This is a genomic window from Citrobacter sp. UYEF32 (genome assembly GCF_040546205.1).
Classification (GTDB): Bacteria; Pseudomonadota; Gammaproteobacteria; order Enterobacterales; family Enterobacteriaceae; genus Phytobacter; species Phytobacter diazotrophicus.
Genome location: NZ_JBEPNI010000003.1, coordinates 48949 through 73137 on the forward strand (window position 1 = coordinate 48949; position 24189 = coordinate 73137).

At 55.0% G+C, this 24189-nt stretch carries 22 protein-coding genes; 15 read left to right on the forward strand and 7 right to left on the reverse strand.

Features of this window, described 5'->3' with window-relative positions:
• Nucleotides 1-4: 4 nt before the first annotated feature.
• Nucleotides 5-1588 (reverse strand): gamma-glutamyltransferase family protein, encoded by a 1584-nt coding sequence (locus tag ABIB59_RS08585; RefSeq protein ID WP_108702371.1) that lies wholly within the window; start codon nucleotides 1586-1588, stop codon nucleotides 5-7.
• Between the two features lie 114 nt (nucleotides 1589-1702).
• On the opposite strand from ABIB59_RS08585, the gene ABIB59_RS08590 reads away from it, so the two are divergent.
• From ABIB59_RS08590 to hpxK, 3 genes are all read left to right on the forward strand, one after another.
• Nucleotides 1703-2542 (forward strand): MurR/RpiR family transcriptional regulator, encoded by an 840-nt coding sequence (locus ABIB59_RS08590; RefSeq protein WP_041852639.1) that lies wholly within the window; start codon nucleotides 1703-1705, stop codon nucleotides 2540-2542.
• 202 nt (nucleotides 2543-2744) lie between these two features.
• Complete coding sequence (locus tag ABIB59_RS08595) at nucleotides 2745-3983, forward strand: pyridoxal-phosphate-dependent aminotransferase family protein (protein ID WP_041852638.1); 1239 nt, start codon at nucleotides 2745-2747, stop codon at nucleotides 3981-3983.
• Nucleotides 3980-5224 carry an allantoate amidohydrolase gene (gene hpxK, locus ABIB59_RS08600; RefSeq protein ID WP_502910494.1) on the forward strand — a complete coding sequence of 415 codons (1245 nt, stop codon included), beginning with the start codon at nucleotides 3980-3982 and terminating at the stop codon, nucleotides 5222-5224. Before ABIB59_RS08595 ends, hpxK begins: the two co-directional genes overlap by 4 nt.
• Nucleotides 5225-5522: 298 nt before the next feature.
• Here hpxK and ABIB59_RS08605 read toward each other — a convergent pair whose 3' ends face one another.
• Together ABIB59_RS08605 and fadE are read right to left on the reverse strand one after the other, a co-directional pair.
• Nucleotides 5523-6293 (reverse strand): amidohydrolase, encoded by a 771-nt coding sequence (locus ABIB59_RS08605; protein ID WP_041852636.1) that lies wholly within the window; start codon nucleotides 6291-6293, stop codon nucleotides 5523-5525.
• Between the two features lie 110 nt (nucleotides 6294-6403).
• Nucleotides 6404-8848, reverse strand: coding sequence for an acyl-CoA dehydrogenase FadE (gene fadE, locus ABIB59_RS08610; protein ID WP_354035022.1), 2445 nt, complete (start codon nucleotides 8846-8848; stop codon nucleotides 6404-6406).
• A gap of 250 nt (nucleotides 8849-9098) precedes the next feature.
• Here fadE and lpcA point away from each other — a divergent pair, with 250 nt between their 5' ends.
• Complete coding sequence (gene lpcA / locus ABIB59_RS08615) at nucleotides 9099-9680, forward strand: D-sedoheptulose 7-phosphate isomerase (protein WP_041852634.1); 582 nt, start codon at nucleotides 9099-9101, stop codon at nucleotides 9678-9680.
• A gap of 148 nt (nucleotides 9681-9828) precedes the next feature.
• Nucleotides 9829-10596 carry a class II glutamine amidotransferase gene (locus ABIB59_RS08620; RefSeq protein WP_041852633.1) on the forward strand — a complete coding sequence of 256 codons (768 nt, stop codon included), beginning with the start codon at nucleotides 9829-9831 and terminating at the stop codon, nucleotides 10594-10596.
• Here the strand turns inward: ABIB59_RS08620 and dpaA are convergent.
• Nucleotides 10567-11307 carry a peptidoglycan meso-diaminopimelic acid protein amidase gene (dpaA, locus tag ABIB59_RS08625; protein ID WP_041852632.1) on the reverse strand — a complete coding sequence of 247 codons (741 nt, stop codon included), beginning with the start codon at nucleotides 11305-11307 and terminating at the stop codon, nucleotides 10567-10569. The two genes, ABIB59_RS08620 and dpaA, sit on opposite strands and share 30 nt — an antisense overlap.
• 305 nt (nucleotides 11308-11612) lie before the next feature.
• Between dpaA and dinB the strand changes: the two genes are divergently transcribed.
• Nucleotides 11613-12671, forward strand: coding sequence for a DNA polymerase IV (gene dinB / locus ABIB59_RS08630; RefSeq protein WP_041852631.1), 1059 nt, complete (start codon nucleotides 11613-11615; stop codon nucleotides 12669-12671).
• 76 nt (nucleotides 12672-12747) lie between these two features.
• On the opposite strand, the gene pepD is transcribed toward dinB, so the two are convergent.
• Nucleotides 12748-14205, reverse strand: a complete 1458-nt coding sequence (gene pepD / locus ABIB59_RS08635) for a cytosol nonspecific dipeptidase (RefSeq protein ID WP_354035025.1) — start codon at nucleotides 14203-14205, stop codon at nucleotides 12748-12750.
• Between the two features lie 258 nt (nucleotides 14206-14463).
• Between pepD and gpt the strand changes: the two genes are divergently transcribed.
• The 3 genes from gpt (at nucleotide 14464) to crl (ending at nucleotide 16731) form a co-directional block, all read left to right on the forward strand.
• Nucleotides 14464-14922 (forward strand): xanthine phosphoribosyltransferase, encoded by a 459-nt coding sequence (gene gpt, locus ABIB59_RS08640; RefSeq protein ID WP_041852629.1) that lies wholly within the window; start codon nucleotides 14464-14466, stop codon nucleotides 14920-14922.
• A 108-nt stretch (nucleotides 14923-15030) separates the two neighbouring features.
• On the forward strand, nucleotides 15031-16275 hold the full coding sequence (frsA, locus tag ABIB59_RS08645; RefSeq protein ID WP_041852628.1) for an esterase FrsA: 1245 nt from the start codon (nucleotides 15031-15033) through the stop codon (nucleotides 16273-16275).
• A gap of 57 nt (nucleotides 16276-16332) precedes the next feature.
• Nucleotides 16333-16731: a sigma factor-binding protein Crl gene (gene crl, locus ABIB59_RS08650; protein ID WP_041852627.1), complete on the forward strand. Its 399-nt coding sequence runs from the start codon at nucleotides 16333-16335 to the stop codon at nucleotides 16729-16731.
• A gap of 141 nt (nucleotides 16732-16872) precedes the next feature.
• Here crl and ABIB59_RS08655 read toward each other — a convergent pair whose 3' ends face one another.
• Nucleotides 16873-17625 (reverse strand): IclR family transcriptional regulator, encoded by a 753-nt coding sequence (locus tag ABIB59_RS08655; RefSeq protein WP_071195911.1) that lies wholly within the window; start codon nucleotides 17623-17625, stop codon nucleotides 16873-16875.
• Between the two features lie 414 nt (nucleotides 17626-18039).
• Here ABIB59_RS08655 and ABIB59_RS08660 point away from each other — a divergent pair, with 414 nt between their 5' ends.
• From ABIB59_RS08660 to ABIB59_RS08685, 6 genes are all read left to right on the forward strand, one after another.
• Nucleotides 18040-18432 carry a RidA family protein gene (locus ABIB59_RS08660; RefSeq protein WP_047371700.1) on the forward strand — a complete coding sequence of 131 codons (393 nt, stop codon included), beginning with the start codon at nucleotides 18040-18042 and terminating at the stop codon, nucleotides 18430-18432.
• 111 nt (nucleotides 18433-18543) lie between these two features.
• The gene (locus ABIB59_RS08665; RefSeq protein WP_041852624.1) at nucleotides 18544-19368 is read left to right on the forward strand and encodes an ABC transporter substrate-binding protein; all 825 of its coding nucleotides are present in this window, start codon (nucleotides 18544-18546) and stop codon (nucleotides 19366-19368) included.
• A 54-nt stretch (nucleotides 19369-19422) separates the two neighbouring features.
• The gene (locus tag ABIB59_RS08670) at nucleotides 19423-20160 is read left to right on the forward strand and encodes an amino acid ABC transporter permease (protein ID WP_071195910.1); all 738 of its coding nucleotides are present in this window, start codon (nucleotides 19423-19425) and stop codon (nucleotides 20158-20160) included.
• Nucleotides 20157-20801, forward strand: coding sequence for an amino acid ABC transporter permease (locus ABIB59_RS08675; RefSeq protein ID WP_071195909.1), 645 nt, complete (start codon nucleotides 20157-20159; stop codon nucleotides 20799-20801). The genes ABIB59_RS08670 and ABIB59_RS08675 overlap by 4 nt, the downstream gene beginning before the upstream one ends.
• Nucleotides 20798-21535 (forward strand): amino acid ABC transporter ATP-binding protein, encoded by a 738-nt coding sequence (locus ABIB59_RS08680; RefSeq protein ID WP_079497616.1) that lies wholly within the window; start codon nucleotides 20798-20800, stop codon nucleotides 21533-21535. Before ABIB59_RS08675 ends, ABIB59_RS08680 begins: the two co-directional genes overlap by 4 nt.
• An 11-nt stretch (nucleotides 21536-21546) precedes the next feature.
• A complete protein-coding gene (locus ABIB59_RS08685; protein WP_334749780.1) occupies nucleotides 21547-22818 on the forward strand; it encodes an alanine racemase in 1272 nt (423 codons plus the stop codon).
• Nucleotides 22819-22986: 168 nt separating this feature from the next.
• On the opposite strand, the gene ABIB59_RS08690 is transcribed toward ABIB59_RS08685, so the two are convergent.
• On the reverse strand, nucleotides 22987-24066 hold the full coding sequence (locus ABIB59_RS08690; RefSeq protein WP_041852619.1) for a porin: 1080 nt from the start codon (nucleotides 24064-24066) through the stop codon (nucleotides 22987-22989).
• Nucleotides 24067-24189 lie beyond the last annotated feature (123 nt).

Sequence of the window (24189 nt, forward strand, 5' to 3'; positions counted from 1 at the left end):
CTCCTTAAAAACCGGCCGCGCTGCCGTTACTGCGTGGATCAAATGCCCCTTCGAGCATCCCGTTGGGATGACGCACAATCGCCCCGGCGTGCCCGGTGGCTTCGCTCAGCCCCGGCAACCATTCAACGTCATGGCCCAGGTCACGCAACGCTTGATACGTGGCCTCGCTGAATCGCCCCTCCAGCTTCAGGCTATCGGACGTTTGCCCCCAGGTGCGGCCCAGCAACCAGCGGGGGGCGCATACTGCTTCCTGCAAAGGCATGTTTTGCATCACGTGGCGGGTAAATATGGCGGCCTGCGTTTGCGGTTGCCCGTCGCCCCCCATCGTGCCGTAGACCATGGTGCGGCCATCTTTCAGCCGTGCCGCCGCCGGGTTGAGGGTGTGGAAAGGTTGTTTACCGGGTACCAGCGCCAGCAAATGATCCGGGTCGAGACTGAATGCCGCGCCCCGGTTTTGTAACAGCACGCCGCTCTCTGGCAGCACCACGCCGCTACCGAACTCGTGATAAATGCTCTGAATAAACGACACCGCCAGCCCGTTTTTATCCATCACACCCATCCAGACGGTATCCCCCGGTCCTTTGCCTTTGCCCCAGGGGGCGGCCCGCTTGTCATCGATGCTGGCGGCCAGCCGTTGCAGTGGTGCCTGCTCCAGCAGACTTTGGACCGGCAGCGTGACGTGGCGTGGATCGGTGATGTAGCGGTCACGCAGGCCAAAGGCCTGTTTGGTTGCTTCGACGATGCGGTGAATGGTCTGTACTTCGCTGGCCTGCGCCATATCCAGATGGTCGGTAATGCCGAGGATGGCCAGCGACACCAGCCCTTGCGTTGGCGGCGTCATATTGAAGATGTCGCCCTTGCTGTGGCTCAGGCGAAGCGGTACCCGGCGGTGGGCACGGTGAGCCGCCAGATCCTGAGCGGTCAGTGGCAGGCCGAGCGCGCTCATTTCCGCCGCCATCTGATCGGCGAGCGCTCCGCGATAAAAACTGTCCAGTCCGTCGGTGGCGAGGCGGGTTAATGTGCGGGCGAGGCGCGGCTGGCAGAAACGGCTGCCCGCCTGTGGGACTTCGCCCTGAATTAGAAAAGTCTCGCTAAAGCCCGGCACATCCACCAGTTCCGGGTATTTACTTTGCGTGGCGCTGGCCTGCGACTGTGTTACCGGGATCCCTTCGCTGGCGTAACGGATGGCGTCGGCCAGCAGACGGGAGAGCGGCAATTGCCCGCCGCCCAGTGACGCTGATACGTTCAGCGCCTCGTCCCAGCCGCTCAGCGTGCCGGGAACCGTGAGCGCCGCCAGCGGGCCACGATGGGGAATATGGCTATGCCCGCGATAGAAATCACGTGTCGCCAGTTGCCCGGCGGCGCCGCTGGCGTCAATGGCGAGGGGCGCGCCTTCGGGTGGCACTATCAGCCAGAAACCATCGCCGCCGATGCCATTCATATGGGGATAGACCACCGCAATGGTAGCGGCTGCGGCGATCATCGCCTCAATCGCATCACCGCCGTGGCGCAACACCGATAATGCCGATTCGCTGGCAAGGTGGTGGGGCGTTACCGCCATACCGGAAGGGGCAACATTACTTTGCATCGTCATGCTCTCTTTGTTCGGGTAAGTCAGAGAGCTAAGCAAGAGCTGTTCCAGATTGACGGCAAGCGTTTCACTGTGTCAGCTTAATGTGAAACGAAAGTTGCAGGAGGGTCTATGCAGCAGTTAGATACGCGCTTACGTGAGTGCTATAACGAATTATCCCCGCAAGAACAGCGAGTTGCCTCATTTATCATGGATCATTTTGATGACCTGATGAGCTACAACAGCGCCGAACTGGCCCGTCTGAGCGGCGTGTCAAAAGCCACTGTCAGCCGCCTGTTTAAACGGCTTGGCTATGATCGTTTCAAAGAGATGCGCGACGAGGTGCGTACACTGCGCCAAAGCGGCATGCCGCTGACGGAAAACCGCGATGCCGTACAGGGCAACACCTTGCTGGCGCGACACTACAAGCAGGAGATGGCGAACCTGACCCAGTGGGTGAATGCGTTAGATGCCGTACAGTTTGCCGATGTGGTACAGGCGTTGGGCGCAGCGCAGCGCGTCTTTATTCTTGGCCTGCGCAACAGCGCGCCGGTGGCCTTGCATCTGCGCCAGCAACTGATGCAAATCCGTGGTCAGGTCAGTCTGATGCCTCAGCCGGGGCAGACACTGGCAGAAGAGTTAGTGGATATCACCCCGCAGGATGTGGTGGTGGTGGTCGCTTTTCGCCGTCGTCCACGGGTTATCCGCCCGGTACTGGAAGCGCTGCACAAACAGGGCGTGCCGACTGTTGCCATCAGCGAACCGCAGGCGGCGGGCATTACCACGCTTGCCCGCTGGCACTTCGGCCTGCCGCTCGACAGCGTATCGGCGTTCGATAGCTACAGCAGTGCCATGAGTCTGGTGAATTTACTGGCGAATGCGTTACTGCACAGCGCCCTGACGGAGGGACGTCAACGTATCCATAACATCGCATCGCTGTATACAGAACTCGACGAACTGGAGCAACGATGATGCACTGCATTGGTGCTTTTGCACCCGTTCAGGGGATCGTTATGGTGCGGGCAGATAACGTTAATCCGCGCTGAAAAAGGACGAAATCAGCGCAATAGCAGGCTGGTGTCTTCATTTCCTCTGTGGCACATTAGTTGCAGAAAGTAGCACTAAGAATCTTTTGTTTCATGACGATCACTTTTGTATACCAAAGGATGTGTCCATGTTCGACTCTCAGCACTCTGCGCAAATTAACCCGCCCCACCGTTTACTGATGGGGCCGGGACCTATCAACGCCGACCCGCGCGTTTTACGTGCCATGGCGAGCCAACTGGTGGGGCAGTATGACCCGGTTATGACCGGCTATATGAATGAGGTAATGGCCCTCTACCGCGAGGTATTCCGCACGCAAAACCGCTGGACCATGCTGGTAGATGGCACCTCGCGCGCCGGGATCGAAGCGATCCTCGTCTCTGCGATCCGCCCTGGCGACAAGGTGCTGGTACCGGTCTTTGGCCGTTTCGGGCATCTGTTATGTGAAATCGCCCGTCGCTGCCGTGCGGAAGTACACACCATCGAGGTGCCCTGGGGGGACGTTTTTACGCCCGATCAGATTGAAGACGCCATCAAGCGTGTTAAGCCTCGCCTGTTACTGACGGTGCAGGGTGATACCTCTACCACAATGCTGCAGCCGCTGGAAAATCTGGGTGAGATTTGCCGCCGTCATGGCGTGTTGTTTTATACCGATGCCACCGCATCGCTCGGCGGTAACGCGCTGGAGACCGATGCCTGGGGGCTGGATGCGGTCTCCGCGGGTTTGCAGAAATGCCTGGGCGGTCCGTCGGGCAGTTCGCCCATCACCCTGAGCCCACAAATGGAAGAGGCCATTCGCGCACGCAAATGCGTGGAGCAGGGGATCCGTACCGATACGCATCAGGACGGCGATGACGAGATGATCTACTCCAACTATTTCGATCTCGGCATGGTGATGGACTACTGGGGGCCGGAACGCCTGAACCACCATACCGAAGCCACCAGCATGCTGTTTGCCGCCCGTGAGTGCGCACGCATCATGCTGGAAGAGGGGATGGACGCGCTGATTGCCCGCCACGAATTACATGGCCGCGCCATGCTGGCGGGGATCCAGGGAATGGGGCTGGAGGTGTTTGGCGATATTCATCACAAGATGAATAACGTACTCGGGGTGATGATCCCGTCGGTTGTGCATGGTGAAGAGGTGCGTAAGCGCCTGCTGGATGATTTTCACATTGAAATCGGCACCTCGTTTGGCCCGCTACAGGGCAAAATCTGGCGTATTGGCACTATGGGGTATAACGCGCGCAAAGATTGTGTGCTGCAAACCCTCACAGCTCTGGAAGCGGTGCTTAACCGTCTGGGCCTGCGCACTGTACAGGGAGCGGGAATGCAGGCCGCCTGGGATGTCTACGAAGGGGTGGCATGATGATGACTGCCGATGAGGCTGACCGCGCTGCGCACCGGGTAATGACGCGTTGCGATGCGCTGGCAGAGATCAGTGAAACGCCGGGTCAACTCACCCGGGTTTACCTCTCTTGCGAACATCTGCGGGCAAACGCGCAGGTGGCGCAGTGGATGCAGGATGCGGGAATGCTCACCTGGCAAGATGCGGTAGGCAATATTTGCGGACGCTACGAAGCGGCAAGCGACGGTGCACAGGCGGTGTTGCTCGGATCGCACCTGGACACCGTTCGTGACGCCGGACGCTACGACGGCATGCTCGGCGTGCTGACTGCCATCGAAGTGGTGGACTGGCTGCACCGTCAGGGTTTGCGTGGTTCACAGGCCATTGAGATCGTCGGGTTTGCTGATGAAGAGGGCACGCGCTTTAACATCACGCTGTTAGGAAGCCGGGGGCTGACCGGCACCTGGCCGCCGGGCTGGCTGGATTGCGAAGATGCGCAGGGGATAAGCGTGGCGCAGGCGATGGTCAATGCCGGTCTGGAGCCTACACGTATCGCCACGGCGGAACGTGCCCGTGAGGATTTTTCCGCGTATCTGGAGCTGCACATCGAGCAGGGGCCGGTACTTGAGCAAGAAGATCTGCCGCTCGGCGTGGTCACCGCGATCAACGGTGCGCGCAGGTTGACCTGTCGGTTTAGCGGGGAAGCGGGGCATGCGGGCACCGTGCCGATGAGCCATCGTCACGATGCATTGACCGCCGCCGCCCAGTGGATCGGGTTTGTTGAACAAAAAACGCGGGAGTCTGGCCCGGAGCTGGTGGCAACGGTCGGTACGCTGCAGTGTGAGCCCGGTGCGGTGAACGTGATCCCGGGAGCGGTGACGTTGACGCTGGATATCCGCAGCCCGAACGATGATCTGCGGGAGACGCTGTTAAACGCCCTGCTGGATGAGGCCGTGCGCATTGGGCAGGCACGTGGCGTTGGTTTTAGCTACGATATTTTTTACTCCATTGCGGCAACACCTTGTGATACGCATCTGCGTAATGTGCTGGCTGGTGCCGTTGAGGCGGTGCAGGGGCGCGTGCTGTTGCTGCCAAGTGGTGCCGGGCATGATGCCATCGCGATTGCGGAACGCTGGCCATCGGCCATGTTATTTGTGCGTTGTGACAGAGGGATCAGCCATCATCCGGCCGAGAGCGTGCAGCAGCAGGATGTGGCGCACGCGTTGCGGGCATACAGTGAAGCGGTGAGAGCGTTAATGTAATTCAGTGTTTCCCTGAAAGAGGGGAAATTATCGTGTAGCCCCGGTAAGCGCCAGCGCCGCCGGGGACAATTCCCGGATGGCGGCGCAGGCGCCTGATCCGGGCTACGACCGGTTTTCTCCCTCTCCCCTGGGGCAGAGGAATCCCCACATAAATGCGAGCACGAACGGTCCCCTCTCCTCTTTGGGGAGAGGGCCAGGATGAGGGGGAAAATGCGGCTCTGATGGTCATTCCGTTCACCTTATGTTCATGGCGACATGTCAACTTCGGACACGTGAACGGGTAAAGGGGAACGTCATATCACCCAAGCGTAAACGGATCGGCGTCCTGCCAGGCGGGAAACTTCTCGCGGTACTCTTTTAATGCGGCCATCGACAACTCGGCATCAATGCGGATAGCCTGGTGGGGCTCGGCGGTGGCAATAACCTCGCCCTGCGGGTTAATGACCCGGCTGTCGCCACGATAATGATGCCCGTTGCCATCGGTACCCACACGGTTGCAGCCCGCGACATACGCCAGGTTTTCAATAGCGCGAGCCACCAATAGCGATTGCCAGTGCAGCGAACGCGGCGCAGGCCAGTTGGCGACATACAGCGCCAGATCGTAATCATCGCGATTGCGCGACCAGACCGGGAAGCGCAGGTCGTAACAGACCAGCGGTAAAATACGCCAGCCGCGCCACTCAAACACCACGCGCTCGTTACCGGCTTCGTAATGGTGATGTTCATCGGCCATACGGAACAGATGGCGCTTATCATAGAAATGAACAGCCCCTTCCGGCTCGACCAGCAGGAAACGGTTAACCGGGCCGCGCTCTGTTTGCAGCGCGGCACTGCCCGCGACCAGCGCGTTCGTCTGGAGCGCTTTGGCCTGCATCCACGCCACAACGTCTTCTTGCGGCATCGACTGCTTCGCCGCTTCCATCGCAAAACCGGTGGTGAACATTTCCGGCAGGACTATCACATCACGCCCGGTGATATCTTCAAGCTGGCGGTCGAAATGGCGCAAATTGGCCGGACCGTCCATCCAGACTAAAGGTTGTTGCAACAGCGTAATTTTTAAACCAGGCACGATTTAAGCTCCCCTTAAACAGCATTTTTACACTTTAGCACGAGAAAAAGGGAATTTGTGGTAATAAAAAACCCCGCACGAAGCGGGGTCAGGGTCTCTCGAGGAGGGCGTTATGCAGCCTGAGGTTTACGCACCTTTTCCGGCGTTTTTACCGGCTGCGTTGCCAGCTCTTCCGGTTCGAAATCGTCGACATTGATACTGCGCAGACGGCTGGTTTCGGCTTTTGTCAGGATCTCAGCTTCGTCCTGATTGATAAGCCCGCCGGCCAGCGCCTCTCTTGCCAGCACGTCCAGACGTGTGAACGGCAGGTTTTTACCGAGCTCTTTACAAATGCGCTGATGAATCGGGTCGGCGGCGATCACGTCAAGCAGCGCCTCTTCCAGCAGACCGACCGGGTTATGTTCGCTCGGCGTCAGGTACTGACCACGACCAATACGCGAACGGGTGGCGCACGGCGTTTGCAGAATCTTAGCGACCTGATGATCCAGCTTATCGGACGGTGCCAGGTAGTGACGACCGGTCGGGAAAATCACCACCCGCAGCAGACCCGCAACCACACGGTTCGGGAAGTTGGCCAGCAGATCGTCCATCGCCTGTTCAGCCTGATACAGCGCGTCCTGTACGCCCCAGTGCACCAGCGGCAGATCCATCTCATGGCGGCCTTCATCGTCATAGCGTTTCAGCACCGCAGAGGCGAGGAACACCTGACTTAAGATATCCCCGAGACGTGCCGAGATACGTTCACGACGTTTCAGGCTACCGCCCAGTACCGCCATCGACACATCCGACAGCAGCGCGAGGTTGGCACTTAAGCGGTTGATATGCTGATAGTAGCGTTTGGTTGAATCGCTGGTCGGGGCCGAACTGGTCAGCCCGCGCGTCAGCCCCAGCCAGAAGCTACGCATCTTATTGCTACCCACATGCCCGATATGTTTAAACAGCAATTTGTCGAACGCATCCACGTCATTGTTTTGCGCGGCGGCCATTTCATCCAGCACGTACGGATGGCAGCGAATCGCGCCCTGACCGAAGATCATCATGCTGCGGGTCAGAATATTGGCCCCCTCAACGGTGATGGCAATCGGTGCGCCCTGATAGGCGCGAGCCAGGAAGTTGCCTTCGCCGAGCATAATGCCTTTACCGCCAGCGATATCCATTGCGTCAATGATTGACTGCTGGCCACGGTGAGTACAGTGATACTTCACAATGGCGGAGAGCACCGCCGGTTTCTCACCGAGCATAATGCCATACGTAATCAACGCGGCAGCGGCATCCATCACATAGGCGTTACCCGCGATACGTGCCAGTGGTTCTTCGATCCCTTCCATCTTACCGATAGCGACTTTGAACTGACGACGGATATGAGCATAGGCGCCAATACCCAGCGCCACCGATTTCAGGCCGCCCGTGGAGTTGGATGGCAGGGTGATACCACGGCCCACGGACAGACATTCCACCAGCATACGCCAGCCCTGTCCGGCCATTTTCGGACCGCCGATGATGTAATCAATCGGTACGAAGATATCCTGACCACGCGTCGGACCGTTCTGGAACGGGACGTTCAGCGGGAAGTGACGACGACCAATTTCAACGCCCGGGGTGTTGGTGGGGATCAGCGCACAGGTAATACCGAGATCTTCTTCGCCACCCAGCAGTTTTTCCGGGTCAGAGAGTTTAAACGCCAGGCCCAGTACGGTCGCGATAGGCGCCAGCGTGATATAGCGTTTGTTCCAGGTCAGGCGCATACCGAGCACCTGTTCACCCTGCCAGTCGCCCATGCAGACGACGCCTGTGTCCGGGATGGCGCCCGCATCAGAACCGGCTTCCGGGCTGGTCAGTGCGAAGCACGGAATTTCCTGTCCACGCGCCAGACGGGGTAAGTAATGATTTTTCTGCTCTTCGGTGCCGTAATGTTGCAGCAGTTCGCCCGGCCCTAAAGAGTTAGGTACGCCGACGGTGATCGCCAGGATACCGGAAACCCCGGAGAGTTTTTGCAATACGCGGGACTGGGCGTAAGCAGAGAATTCCAGGCCGCCGTACTCTTTTTTAATGATCATCGCGAAGAAGCGATGTTCTTTCAGATACGCCCACAGTTCTGGCGGTAAATCGGCCATTTCATGGGTAATCTGAAAGTCGTTAGCCATACGGCAGGCTTCTTCCACCGGGCCATCAATAAAGGCCTGTTCTTCGGCGGTCAGGCGCGGCTGCGGGTAATTGTGCAGTTTTTTCCAGTCAGGATTACCGCGGAACAGATCGCCTTCCCACCAGGTTGTACCGGCATCGATAGCTTCTTTTTCCGTACGGGACATCGGCGGCATCACTTTACGAAAGCCGCGGAAGACTGGCGCAGAGATCAGCGATTTACGCATCGGCGCAAAGTTGAAGGGCACAAGGATAATGGCCAACGGCACCAATACCCAGATGGACCACAGACCTGAAGCGCCAAGCGCGGCAGTCCATGCCAGGAGGATTACGCTGCTGAGCAGCAGACTCACCCGGTGATAGAACAACACGCCGAGTAGGACAACAGTTGCGAGAAGACTCAAAATCATCATAGAGAAAAGCTCCCTTGCTTGTAGGAGGTCTGACCACTTGTGATGATATGGTTGTAGTGGATGTTATTTCTTTTAGCAATGTGTTTACAAAATAATTACAACCTGGTTCACATTGTTGGGGAGGAATGTGGCACGAAAAACGAAAACCCCCGACGATCACCATGGCTTTAGCTTCTCGCTTGCCATGCTATCCGGTAAACTGCGCGCGAGAATTTATATTCATACTGCTTTCATACTGAAGGATATCCTCATGTACCAGGATCTGATTCGTAACGAACTGAACGAAGCAGCGGAAACGCTGGCAAACTTTTTAAAAGACGATGCCAATATTCACGCCATTCAGCGTGCAGCGGTTCTGCTGGCTGACAGCTTCAAAGCCGGCGGTAAGGTATTGTCCTGCGGCAATGGTGGTTCCCACTGTGATGCGATGCACTTTGCCGAAGAGTTAACGGGACGCTATCGTGAAAACCGTCCGGGTTATCCGGGGATTGCGATTTCTGATGTGAGCCATCTCTCCTGCGTCAGTAATGACTTTGGTTACGACCATGTTTTCTCTCGCTATGTTGAAGCCGTTGGCCGTGCAGGGGATGTACTGTTAGGTATTTCTACTTCCGGTAATTCTGGTAATGTCATTAAAGCGATTGACGCGGCGCGCGCGCAGGGCATGAAAGTCATCACCCTGACCGGTAAAGACGGCGGCAAAATGGCAGGTACTGCCGACGTTGAAATCCGTGTACCGCACTTTGGTTACGCCGACCGCATTCAGGAAATCCACATTAAAGTGATCCATATCCTGATTATGCTGATCGAAAAAGAGATGGTAAAAGCGTAAGAAGGCTATTTTATTCGCCAGTTTGAACCAGGGCTGTGTTCAGAATCCTCTCGTACCCGGTGTACGCTCCGGTTCTTACGCGCTGTCCGTGTTCAAACTGGCTGCGACAATTACGCCTTCTCCATATTTGGGCGTTTGGGGGTGTTGAATGTGCGAACTGCTCGGGATGAGCGCCAATGTGCCAACCGATATTTGCTTTAGTTTCACCGGGCTTGTTCAGCGCGGTGGGGGAACCGGGCCGCATAAAGATGGCTGGGGTATCACCTTTTACGAAGGCAAAGGCTGTCGTACGTTTAAAGACCCGCAACCCAGCTTTAACTCTCCGATTGCCCGTCTGGTGCAGGAGTACCCGATAAAGTCCTGCTCGGTGGTGGCCCATATTCGCCAGGCGAACCGTGGTGAAGTGGCGCTGGAAAACACGCACCCCTTTACCCGTGAACTCTGGGGACGCAACTGGACCTACGCCCATAACGGGCAGTTAACCGGGTATAAATCGCTGGAGACCGGCAACTTTCGTCCTGTCGGGGAAACCGACAGCGAAAAAGCTTTCTGCTGGCTGCTGCACAAACTCACCACGCGCTATCCGCGTACTCCGGGCAATATGGAAGCGGTATTTAAATATATCGCGACGCTGGCGACTGAACTGCGTGGGAAGGGTGTTTTTAATATGCTGCTGTCGGATGGGCGTTATGTCATGGCGTTCTGCTCGACCAATCTGTTCTGCATTACCCGTCGGGCACCGTTTGGCGTGGCGAAACTGCTGGATCAGGATGTGGAAATTGATTTTCAGCGGGAAACCACACCTAACGATGTGGTTACCGTGATTGCTACCCAGCCGCTAACGGGCAATGAAACCTGGCAAAAGATTATGCCAGGCGAATGGGCATTATTTTGTCTCGGGGAGCGTATAGTTTGACGCCAACTGCGGGTGAATAACTTCGTGGCTCAGCGGTTTGCTGACCACGTAGTTCCCGTCAACAACAGAGACCACAGGCGGTTTCTGCGTCTGCTGGAAGAAGTCATAACCCGGTTTTAACTGTTCCCAGAATTTCGCATAGGTCGAATATTTGTGACGCTGCATATTCGCGTCCGTCATACGGAACGGGTAGATGCTCAGTTGCACGCTTTCCTGACCAAACACCAGCGCGGCGGTGACGAACTGGAAAATCTCGTCGATTTGCGAATCGGTCATGGCGTAACAGCCAATCGACACGCACGCGCCGTGGATCATCAGGTATTTCCCTTCATAACCGTGGGCACGGTCATAGGCGTTAGGAAAACCAATATTGATGGCTTTATAAAAACGGCTATCCGGTTTTAGCTGGCTGCGCTGAATGGAATAGAACCCTTCCGGGCTTTTGAAATCGCCCTGACGCTGTTTCGGACCCAGGCCGCCGGAGTAGTTACAAATTTTGTAACTATTGAGGAGCTGATATTGCTCACCCATTTTGACGTAGAGATCAAGGGTACGCTCTTCTTTGAAGATCTGGATGTATACCGGCGACCCCATCAACTGCTGCTTATATTCTTTGCTGATCGGCGTTGTTGAACCATTGCTGCTTAATAAGCTGGCAAACGAGACGCACGGCATCAGAAGCATCGCAAGAAAAAATGCGATTTTGCGCATACTGCTTGTTTCCTTGATAAAACGGTTACCACATTGCCAGGACGGCAAAAGAATCCCATAAATTCAGATTAATCTGGATTGGGTGCGCCCACAGTAGCATCACGGTAGTTTTTCGCAAGCCCGGATCGCTGAGTTTACAAATTAGTTTTTTGCAGCGGTCCCCCTGTTAAATATTGTCTGATGAAAACCCCAGAAATAACAGCGCTATTAGGCGTTTTTTTCACTGTGAACCCTCTTTTTTCCTCACTCTTCTCATTATGGGTAATGATGCTGTATACTTATCCAGTATCTGATAAGGTGAGCGTATGCGCAAAATCATACATGTCGATATGGACTGCTTTTTTGCGGCGGTGGAGATGCGTGATAACCCGGCTCTGCGGGATATCCCTATCGCTATCGGCGGCAGCCGGGTTCAGCGCGGCGTTATCAGCACGGCTAACTATCCGGCGCGTAAATATGGCGTGCGCAGCGCCATGCCCACGGCAATGGCGTTAAAGCTCTGCCCGCATCTCACCTTATTACCGGGGCGCTTTGAAGCCTACCGGGAAGCCTCTCACCAGATCCGCGAAATCTTTTCCCGTTATACAAGCCTGATTGAGCCCCTGTCGCTGGATGAAGCGTATCTGGATGTGACCGACAGCCCCCACTGCCACGGTTCGGCAACGTTAATGGCAGAAGAGATTCGCCGGACCATATTCCGCGAAACCCAACTCACCGCATCGGCCGGGATTGCACCGGTGAAGTTCCTGGCGAAAATCGCCTCAGATCTGAATAAACCTGACGGGCAATATGTCATTGCCCCTGCGGATGTACCGGCGTTTTTACGTACGCTGCCACTCAGTAAAATTCCGGGCGTTGGCAAGGTGTCGGCGGCAAAACTGGAAACGCTTGGGTTGCGTACCTGCGAAGATGTGCAGAACAGTGACCTGGCGATGTTGCTAAAACGCTTCGGTAAATTTGGTCGCGTGTTGTGGGAGCGCAGTCAGGGGATTGATGAGCGACATATCAGTAGTGACCGGCTGCGCAAATCGGTTGGCGTGGAGCGTACGCTGATAGAAGACATTCATGAATGGGAAGAGTGTGAAGCCATTATCAACCAACACCTTTATCCGGAACTGGAACGGCGGCTGGCAAAGATAAAACCCGATCTGTTGATTGCCCGGCAGGGAGTCAAACTCAAGTTTGCCGATTTCCAGCTCACCACCCAGGAACACGTCTGGCCACGCTTAAATAAAGACGATTTGCTGGCGACGGCGCGGAAAACCTGGAATGAGCGGCGTAGCGGGCGCGGCGTGCGTTTAGTGGGTTTGCATGTGACGCTGCTCGATCCGCAATTAGAACGTCAGTTGGTGCTGGGGCTGTGATAAGCGTGAAAATAAGAAGGTAACAGGAAGATAAAAGGGAAGTGTCCGCACCAGTACAAGGTGCGGACAATACGACTTATTTCGCCGGAATAGCTTTCAGCAGCTCGGTCAGCAGCGTCCAGTAATGGCTCACGCTTTCGATATGTACCTGCTCATCCGGGGAGTGCGGACCGGTGATGGTGGGCCCAATAGAAACCATATCCATATCCGGGTACGGTTTTTTGAACAGACCACATTCCAGACCGGCGTGAATGATCTGAATGTTCGGCGTCTTGTTGAACAGACGCTGATAGGTCTCACGCACCAGATGCATCACCGGTGAGTTCGCATCCGGCTGCCAGCCAGGGTAGCCGCCTTTCGGAGCGGTTTTTGCACCAGCCAGTTTGCCCAGCGATTCCAGCATGCTCACCACATAATCTTTGCCGCTATCGATCAAAGAGCGGATCAGACAGATGATTTCCACGCTGTCGTCCTGCATGGTGACCACGCCAACGTTCAGGGAGGTCTCGACCACGCCTTTGGCAACGTCGGAGTTACGGATCACACCGTTTGGCGTGGCGTTCAGCAATTGAATGAAGCTATCGCGGGAAGCAGAGGTCAGCGCCTGCTTGTCGCTGGAAACGCTATCCAGCAGTACCACCAGGTTTTTCTCTTTCATCGCCAGCTCGTTTTTCAGGATGTCCTGATAAATTGCTGCCAGCGTTTTCAACTGTTCAGCTTTATCGGCCGGAACGGCAAACGTGGCGAAGGCTTCACGCGGGATAGCGTTACGCAGGGTTCCGCCGTTGAAATCGGCCAGACGCAGGTCCAGCTCAGCCGCGTGGCCTGCCAGGAAGCGCGCCAGCAATTTGTTGGCGTTACCAAGACCCAGATGAATATCGCCGCCGGAGTGGCCGCCTTTCAGCCCTTTCAGGGTCAGTTTGAACGTCTGGTAGCCCGCAGGTACCGCTTCGCGGGAGAGCGGCAGGGTGGTGATGAAATCAATACCGCCGGCGCAACCCATGTAGATTTCGCCTTCTTCTTCTGAGTCAGTGTTGATCAGAATATCAGCCTGCAACCAGCCGGGCTGCAGACCAAACGCGCCATCCATGCCGGACTCTTCGGTCATGGTCAGCAGCACTTCCAGGGGACCATGCTCAACGCGGTCATCCGCCAGCACCGCCAGCGCGGATGCCATACCGATACCGTTATCAGCGCCAAGCGTAGTGCCGCGCGCTTTTACCCATTCGCCATCGATGTAGGGCTGAATCGGGTCTTTGGTGAAGTCATGTACGGTGTCGTTGTTTTTCTGCGGCACCATATCCAGGTGCGCCTGTAGCACAACCGGTTTGCGGTTTTCCATACCTGCCGTTGCCGGTTTGCGCAGCAGAATGTTGCCAACCTGATCGCGTTCCGCATGTAAGCCTTTTTCTTTCGCCCAGCTCATGATGTGCGCGGCGAGTTCTTCTTCATGGTAAGACGGATGAGGAATAGAACAGATTTTGGCAAAAATATCCCACAGCGGTTGTGGCGATAGTTGAGACAATTCAGACACGATGAGTCTCCTTTAAAAGGCCTGCCAGCATATTTTGCAGGTCCGAGGGTTAAACTACAGAACAATCACAAGGCCGGATTGCGAGATGGACTTGAGAATACCACTTTATTGTCTCTCTGTTAGTACGCGTCGCGTAAAAAGCGCCAGCCCGGCCCGGTAACACTGGTTTTTAGCGCGACAGATCTCTATAATCTCGCGCAACCTATTTCCCCGTAGAACACTTTTTAAGCCGTATATACACAGGCTGGGACACTTCACATGAGCGAAAAATACGTCGTCACCTGGGACATGTTGCAGATTCATGCACGCAAACTGGCAAACCGCCTGATGCCTTCTGAACAGTGGAAAGGCATTATTGCCGTTAGCCGTGGTGGTCTGGTTCCGGGCGCATTACTGGCACGTGAACTGGGTATTCGCCATGTCGATACCGTTTGCATTTCCAGTTATGACCACGACAACCAGCGCGAAATGAAAATTATCAAACGCGCAGAGGGTGATGGTGAAGGTTTCATCGTTATTGATGATCTGGTCGATACCGGCGGCACCGCGGTGGCTATCCGCGAAATGTACCCAAAAGCGCACTTCGTCACTATTTTCGCTAAACCGGCCGGGCGTCCGCTGGTTGACGATTACGTGATTGATATCCCGCAGGATACCTGGATTGAACAGCCGTGGGATATGGGCGTGGTCTTCGTTCCGCCTATCTCTGGTCGTTAATCCTCTCTTTATGATTATTTACAACGCCTGGCATCGCCGGGCGTTGTTTTTTTTCGCATCCACCAGGTTACAATACCGTCATCGACGTATTCATGGAGGCTGCGCGTAATGCCACAAGCTAACCTCAGCGAAACCCTGTTCAAACCCCGCTTCAAGCACCCGGAAACCTCAACGCTGGTGCGTCGCCTTACCCATAGCAAACAGTCGCCTGTAGAATCCACCCTTGACGGTAACAATGCGCCCCACTGGTATCGGATGATCAACCGACTGATGTGGATCTGGCGGGGCGTTGATCCGAAAGAGATCCTGGACGTACAGGCGCGGATCGCCATGAGCACGGCGGAACATACCGATCCTGAACTTTACGATACGGTGGTCGGTTATCGCGGCGGCAACTGGATCTACGAATGGTCCACTCAGGCTATGCAGTGGCAGCAAAAAGCCAGCCAGGAGCAGGATACCACCCTCAGCGGCCAGCACTGGCTGCATGCGTCAAACCTCTATAGCATCGCCGCTTATCCGCATATTAAAGGGGATGTGCTGGCGGAGCAGGCGCAGGCGCTGGCGAATCGCGCCTATGAAGAAGCAGCGCAACGTCTGCCGGGCACCATGAAAGAGATGGAATTTGCGATTCCCGGCGGTTCTCCGGTGATTGGCTTCTTGCATATGCCCAAAGGGGAGGGACCTTTTCCCACCGTCCTGATGTGCGGCGGGCTGGATGGCCTGCAAAGCGATTACTACAACCTGTATGAACGCTATTTTGCGCCGAAAGGCATCGCCATGCTGACGCTGGATATGCCTTCTGTGGGGTTCTCCTCAAAATGGAAACTCACCCAGGATTCGAGCCTGCTGCATCAACACGTGCTGAAAGCGCTGCCGAACATTCCGTGGGTTGACCATACACGCGTGGCAGCGTTTGGTTTCCGCTTTGGTGCCAACGTGGCGGTCCGCCTTGGTTATCTGGAGTCTCCGCGCCTGAAAGCCGTGGCCTGTCTGGGGCCAGTTGTGCATGCGCTGCTCACTAACCCCCAGCAACTGGGGCGCGTGCCGGAGATGTATATGGACGTGCTCGCCAGTCGGCTTGGCATGCACAATGCGTCGGATGAGTCACTGTATGTTGAGCTGAATCGCTATTCGCTAAAAACGCAGGGGTTACTGGGGCGGCGCTGCCCGACGCCGATGCTGTCTGGCTTCTGGAAAAACGATCCGTTCAGCCCGGAGGAGGAGTCGCGTTTAATCACGTCGTCATCTGCGGATGGTAAATTACTCGAAATCCCGTTTAATCCGGTTTATCGCAATTTTGATAAGGCGCTGCGGGACATTACCGACTGGATCAATGATAGATTGCGTTAATGGATTGCTAATTTTGATTGATTTGGTAAAACAGTTGCATCACATAAGGAGATCGCAATGACGTTACCGAGTGGACATCCCAAGAGCAAACTCATTAAAAGGTTTACCGCGCTAGGCCCGTATATTCGGGAAGAACAGTGTGCCGATAATCGCTTCTTTTTTGATTGCCTGGCCGTATGCGTCAATGTAAAGCCCGCGCCGGAGAAGCGTGAATTTTGGGGCTGGTGGATGGAAATGGAAGCGCACCAAGACCGTTTTACCTATAGCTACCATTTTGGGCTGTACGATAAAGACGGGAACTGGAAAGCAACCGAGATAAAAGATTCAGAAGTGACTGACCGGCTGGAGCATACGCTTCGTGAGTTTCATGGTCGCGCCCGCGAGGTCCTTGCGGCGCTGGAGCTGAAACTGGAGCCTGCGGAAAATTTCTCTGACGAGATTAACCTGACGGTGTAAGCGCAGTAAAAAGATTTCCCCGACAAGAGACAATCCGGATTCAGCCCGCTGATTCCGGATTTTTTACGTCTCAACGCAACTGGCGATGTCGTTGTTGATGGCTGCTCTTCCGCCTGCCGGAGCAGGGAAAACATGCCGGACTCAGGTGAAATCCGACAGTTTTTGGCCGGAAACGATCAACTCTTTGAGCAACATTTGACGGCGCTCCTCCGGTGTATCGCGACTCACCATAAAACAGATCGCCGCGACCGCCTGCCCGCTACGAGAACGAATCGGCGCCGCCATACAGCAGGTAAAACTCTCCGATAACCCCTCAGTCAGACAATAGCCCTGCTGTCCGGCACGATGAATATCTTCCAGGAAGGCTTGTTTATCGAGCACTTGCCCGTTCGCCAGACGGTAATCTTCTTCGGGTATAAGGTTGAGAATAGCGCTGTCCGACCAATTACTGAGTAACAGACGGCCAGTCGCCGTCCAGGTGATCGGTACCCGCACGCCGATATCCGACGTGATTTTGAACGGGTGGGCATTACTTTCCGACAGCACGACGGTGTACTTATTCCCCTCCAGCATACAGAGCTGCACCGTCTCGCCATGGCGGGCGACCAGTTCAACCATTAACTGATGTGAGCGGCGGATAAGATCGTTATGTGCCATATAATCTGCACCGTAATAGTGCATTTCACGGCCAAAGAACACCGCGCCGTCGGCATCCACTTCCAGCAGCCCGGCCTCGCTGAGCAGGCTGACAAGTTCATATACACTGGAGCGCGGCGCGCCGGTGGCCTCGATCAAATCGCGCATCGCCATCGGCTGACGAGCGATATGCAACTGGTGAAAAATGTCGATAACCCGGTCAACACCGCGCGCACGCGATGGCTTCTCGTCCGGCATAAGCAAATTCTCCTGATGCAGTCGGGCGGTCGCGCCAGACAGTAAAGACAATAAAAAAGAAAAGCATGATACACCCAGCGTCGTCGTTAACCCATCCCCGGTAATTAAAATTTTACTACCGGTTTTTATATTTCTTTGTTCTATTTTGGGGCCTCATTTTAGCGCATGGCGCACAAATTATTTTTTTAAAATTACGACCCCGGTAACATTTTCATTCTGCCATTCCCCCCATTCATTTTTTATTTTGCGATCGCCACAACACCACAAAAAATTAAATTGATCGGGATATATTGCAAAAGTAAAAAACCTGTGCAAATCTTGCTCTATCCGATATTGCAGATAACGGTCCGATATACCAGACGGTTGTGACGCGGTATTCATGGCGATTCTCAGAACAAAAAGGAGCAGCATTGCATGACGATTAAGCGTTATGGCATTGAAGGCGGCACTGGTACGGGCGGGCAAAAACTGCCGTTCGCACGCGCCGTTGAGGCTGATGGCTGGCTGTATATCTCAGGCCAGACGCCGATGCGCGAAGGCGAAGTGGTGGAAGGCGGGATCATTGAGCAGACCCGTCTGGCGTTTGATAACTGCCTGTCCATTATGCGCGAGGCGGGGTACAGGGTAGAGGATGTGGTACACGTCACGGCAGTATTAACCGACGCACGTTATTTCAGTTCCTTTAATAAAGTTTTCAGCGAGATATTTACCGGAAACCCACCGGCACGTATTTGTAGCGTGCAGGATTTAGTCGTCGACTGCAAAGTGGAAGTGGATATGAAATGCTTTCGCGCCGACCGAAAATAATATTATTTATCTGATAATTCACTGAGATTTTTATTTATTCGCCCACACCAGGGCTGCCCGTTAATAACTGATGCTTTTTATGTCGTCTCCATTTAATAAGCGAGCAAAACAATGAATGCAACTTCGTTAAAAATCATCGCCGGAACGCTGGCCCTGCTGGCCGTTGCCGGTTGTACCCCCACGGAAGAGAAGCAAGTGGCGGGTGCGGCTCCCCAATCGACGCTGCAAACCGTATTGCAACGCGGCACGTTACGCGTGGGTGATTGCCTGAGTTTCGCTCCCTTCGGTTTTTACGATAAAGACGGCAAACCGGATGGTTACGACGTCGATTTGGCGAAAGCGCTGGCGAAAGAGATGGGCGTGAAACTGGAAATGGTGAACACGACCAGCGCCAACCGCATCCCTAACCTGCAAACCAACAAAGTGGACGTGGTGTTCTGTAACTTCACGCGCAACCTGGAACGCGCCAAAGAGATCGGTTTCACCCACCCGTATGTTGTGGCGAGCGAAGCGATGTTGGTCCGTAAAGAGAGCGGCATCAAATCGGCGCATGATATGGCCGGTAAGACCATCGCTACGGTGAAAGGGTCAACCAACGGAGACGAAGTGCGCAGTATGGGCATTGAGGTCAAAATTCAGGAATACGACTCTTCCCAGGCGGCCATTCTGGCGGTGAAGCAGGGGCAGGCTGATGCAATGATTGAGGATAACAACTTCCTCGCTTATCAGGCCAAGCTTGATCCGACCCTGACGGTCACCAATGAAGCGCTGGTGCCGCTGGAATATAACGCCTTTGGTGTGAAGCAGGGCGACCAGGTATGGCTGAACTACCTCAATGAATTCCTGTTTGAGATCAACGCGTCCGGTGAGAACGCCACGCTCTATCAAAAATGGTTTGGTGATAAGCCGCGTTACCCACTGAATCCGCAATTCTGATTGCCTGCGGTGTAGCGCCCTTTGGTCTGCTACACCGCAGAAAGGAGTCCATGCATGAGTTATCAATGGCTAACCCTGTGGAGTTACGGCGAGACCTTCCTGGCCGCCGCCTGGCTGACGTTACAGGTTACTCTTCTCGCGTTCGTGCTGGCCGTCGCACTCGGCTTGCTTGCAGCGCTGGCGAAAGCCTCGGCGGTAGCGCCGCTACGCTGGCTGAGCCACTGCTATGTGGAATTTATCCGTAACACGCCGGTGTTGCTGCAAATTTTCATCATCTTTTTTGGTCTGCCTTCCCTCGGCATCACCATGAGCGCCTTTACCGCGGGGGTGCTGGCTTTGGGCATTAACGTCGGTGCTTACCTGTCGGAGACCTTTCGCGCCGGAATACAGTCGGTGCCGAAAGGGCAACTGGAAGCCGCGTGGATTTTAGGTATTTCACGCCGCCAGGTCTTTCTGAGTGTGGTGTTGCCCCAGGCCGCGCGCGCCGTGTGGCCGGCCATTATTAACAACCTGATCCAGCTATTGCTCGGCACGTCGCTATTGTCGGCCATTGCACTGCCGGAATTGACCGGCACCGCCACCGTGATAAATGCCCGTACTTTGCTTTATATCCAGACGTTCAGCGTGGTGGCGCTGGTCTATCTGCTGCTGAGTAATCTCTTTTCCTGGCTCGGTAACATGGTGGGAAGCCGCTTATTTCATCCGCAACTGGTCACGCCGGTAAAAAAGTCCGCCCGGTGGTGGGCAAAAAAATGGCTGACTAACCCACTGAAACGGGAGAATGCGCTATGAGCGATATGGTAATGACCTCGTTGCCGTTGCTACTGGAGGGGCTGTGGATCACCCTGCTGCTTTCGGTCGCGGCCATCATTGGCAGCACGCTGCTTGGCCTGCTCGCCGCCGTGTTGCGTACCAGCCGTGTCCCGGTCGCCAGCCACATTGCCGTGCTTTACACCGAGTTGTTTCGCGGCACGCCGGTGTTGATCACCCTGATGTTTATCTACTTTGGCGTGGCCTATTTTGGCTATGAAATCAATTTGTTTGCCGCCGGTATCCTCGGTTTGAGTATTTACCAGGGGGCCTATATCGCCGAAGTCTTTCGCGCCGGGATCGAAGCGGTACCCAAAGGACAATGGGAAGTGTCGTGGATCCTCGGGTTGTCAAAACGCCAGACCTTTCTTAGCGTGATCTTGCCACAGACGCGCGGCATCGTACTGCCGCCACTGGTGGGGCAGTATCTTTCCCTGATTAAGGATACCTCCATCGTCAGCATGATTGGCATGTCGGAACTGATGCACCAGGGCCAGGCGATCGTTGATCGTATCGGTCAGCCGGTAGTGATTTATGCGCTGGTGGCCGTGCTGTACTTCGTTGTCTGCTTTCCGCTTTCCCGTTGGGTTCAACATCATCAAACCAGGAGCCAGTTCTCATGAGCAATTCCGCCATTACGCTGAGCCGTATTACCAAATCTTTTGGTAGCACCCAGGTGCTGAAAGAGATCAGCCTTGATGTTTCGCCCGGCGAAGTGCTGGTGCTGATTGGCGCATCAGGTTCCGGCAAAAGTACCGTGTTACGCATCATGAGCGGGCTGGAAACGGCCGATGGGGGCGAAATCTGGGTTAACAATGTGCCGCTGCACGACCATAAACGCAGCCGGGAAATTTGTGGTCATGTCGGAATGGTGTTTCAGCAGTTCAACCTGTTTCCCCACAAAACCGCGCTCGGCAACGTGACGCTGGCGCTGATAAAAGCGCAAAAACTGTCTGAGGCTGAGGCCAATAAACGCGGCATGGCGGCCCTGACGCGCGTCGGGCTGGCTGAGCGCGCGCATTATTATCCGGCGCAACTTTCCGGCGGTCAGCAGCAACGCGTGGCGATCGCCAGGGCGCTGGCAGTAGAGCCGAAAATTATGTTTTTTGATGAAGCCACCTCCGCGCTCGATCCCGAACTGGTGGGCGAAGTCATGGAGGTGATGCGCAGCCTGGCGCGTGAAGGGATGACCATGGTGGTGGTTACCCACGAGATGGGCTTTGCGCGCAAAACCGCAGACCGCGTGGTGTTTATGGATCAGGGGGTGATTGCGGAACAAGGATCGCCAGAGCAGATATTCGTTAATCCACAAAATCCGCGCACCCAGCAGTTTTTATCGCGTGTTCTTGAGCATTGATCGGAGGCGTTATGTCGATTCATTTTCCGTTGGTGGCAGACGGTCTGTTGGATGCGCTGCAACCTGCGCCACGCTTTAAATCTGTTGCAGGCCGTGGCGATGCGCCGTTACCTGTGGGGACGCCGGTACTGGCCAGCGATAGCGTGTTTTCTCCATTGATGCTAATGAAGCAATCGGCGCTGGAGAATAATCTGCGTCAGTTGGCTGATTTTTGTCGCGAACAGGGTGTGCTGCTGGCAGCACACGGCAAGACGTCAATGTCGCCCGCCATCCTGCGTCGAGCCGTCACCGAAGGCGGTGCCTGGGGATTGAGTGCGGCAACGCCTGCGCAGGTTCGCGCGCTGCGCCAGTTTGGTATCCGTAATGTTTTTCTCGCCAATCAACTGGTCGACCCTGCCGGTATTCGCTGGATAGGTGAGTGGCAAAAGCAGCATCCTGACCATGGCTTCCTTTGCTATGTTGATTCGCTGGAGGGAGTGCGTTTGCTGGAACAGCATCTCGGCGACAGTCGCATTGCGGTTCTGCTGGAGATGTCGGTCAGTGGCGGGCGCACGGGGTGTCGCTCATCCGCGCAAGCACTGGAGATTGCCGCCGCGATAGCGGCAAGCCCGGTCCTGCAACTGGTGGGCGTGGCGGGCTATGAAGGCGCGCTGGGTGCGGGGCGTGATGCCGAGGGTATCGCCAGGGTGCGCGATTATTGCCAGATGCTGATCGCGACGGCTGCGCTGCTGGCCGGGGAACAACTGTTCAGCAGCGACACTATTATTCTCAGCGCCGGAGGCGGCGCCTGGTTTGATGTGGTCAGCGCCTGTTTTAGCGAGGCGAGGGTATCGCTACCGATCACACCGCTGATTCGTTCGGGTGCCTATATGGCCCACGATAACGGGTTATATGCCCGCATCGCGCCGTTTGCCCAACCGGGCGCTCGTCATCATTTTGAACCCGCGCTGGAGATCTGGGGGAGGGTATTATCGCGCCCTGAGCCAGGCCTGGCGTTTGTTGATTTCGGACGCCGCGATGTGCCCTTTGACCAGGACTTGCCGAATCCGCTGTGGGTGCGAAATGTGGATGGTAGTGCTCCTCGCGCCGCTTCTGGCATGCGCATCAGCGAGGTGAACGATCAACATGCCTATTTGTTGTTGCCGCAAGAGGATGCCTTAAAGCCCGGCGACTGGGTAGGTTGTGGCATTTCACATCCCTGTACCGCGTTTGATAAGTGGCGCTATTTGCCACTGGTGGATGATGACTATTGCGTCACCGATTCACTGGAAACGGCATTCTGAGTCAGGCATGTGTGCATAACGGCGCGCTGTCGAGCGCTGTTTCACAACGGTTTTTCGATAGCTCTTTCTTGCTTTTTGTTGCATATACTGGCGGAAAAAAGAAAGCACCGACGAGGTTATCGTTCGGTGCTTTATGTTCTTCAGTGAAGTGCGTTTATGCGATAAGACTTAGAACTGGTAAGTCACGCCAACAGCAACGATGTCGTCGGTAACGTAACTTGAACCGACGTAAGTTGCGAAATCACCTTTGTCCAGTTGGTTGATTTTGTAATCAACCATCGCAGAGAAGTTTTTGTTGAAGTAGTAGGTCGCGCCTACGTCAACATATTTAACCAGGTCCTGATCGCCCCAACCATTTCCCAGGTCTTTACCTTTGGTCTGTACGTAACCAATGGACGGACGCAGACCGAAGTCGAACTGGTACTGAGCAACGGCTTCGAAGTTTTCAGATTTGTTAGCAAAACCACGGCTGCCGATTGGCGTCATGTTCTGTGCGATGCTGTACATAGCCGCCAGGTAGATGTTGTTAGCGTCGTATTTCACGCCAGAAATCCACGCTTCCGCGTTAGCGCCTTTACCCAGTGCCTGAGAGTTCTGCAGATCAGTACGGTCCGATTTGGCATACGCAGCAATCAGAGTAACCGGGCTGCCGCCAAAGTTGTAGGACAGGGAGGTACCGAAGCCGTCGCCATTCTGTTTAGAAGCAGCACGGGAACCTTCGTTTTTACCCTGGTACTGCAGGCCCAGGTTCAGACCGTCAACCGCACCGAAGAAGTCGGTGTTACGGTAGGTAGCCACGCCAGTGGTACGTTTGGTCATGAAGTTATCGGTACGGGTCAGAGAGTCACCGCCGAATTCCGGGAACATATCGGTTACAGACGCTGCATCGTACAGGATACCCAGGTTACGACCGTAGTCGATAGAACCGTAGGTTTTGGCTTTCAGGCCAGCGAACGCCAGACGCGTTTTCTGAGTAGAGCTGCTTTCGTCGGTGTTGCCAGCGAATTCAGATTCCCAACGACCGAAACCGGTCAGTTGATCGTTGATCTGCGTTTCGCCTTTGAAGCCCAGACGTACGTAAGTTTTGTCGCCATCCTGAGTGGTATCATCGCTGAAGTAGTGCATGGCTTTGATTTTGCCGTACAGATCCAGTTTGTTACCATTTTTGTTGTAGATTTCCGCAGCGTTGGAAGAAGCAGAAACAACACCAAGGCCGATCATCATTAATGCCAAAGTAGTTTTTTTCATTATGTTTCCTGATTAATTGTAATTAACGCGCTTTAGATCGCTGAACGTCGCCGCTCGAGTGAAAAATTCACGTAGGTTTTAACGTCTGCGAATTAAAGTTTTATGACAATTCTTATTTATTTT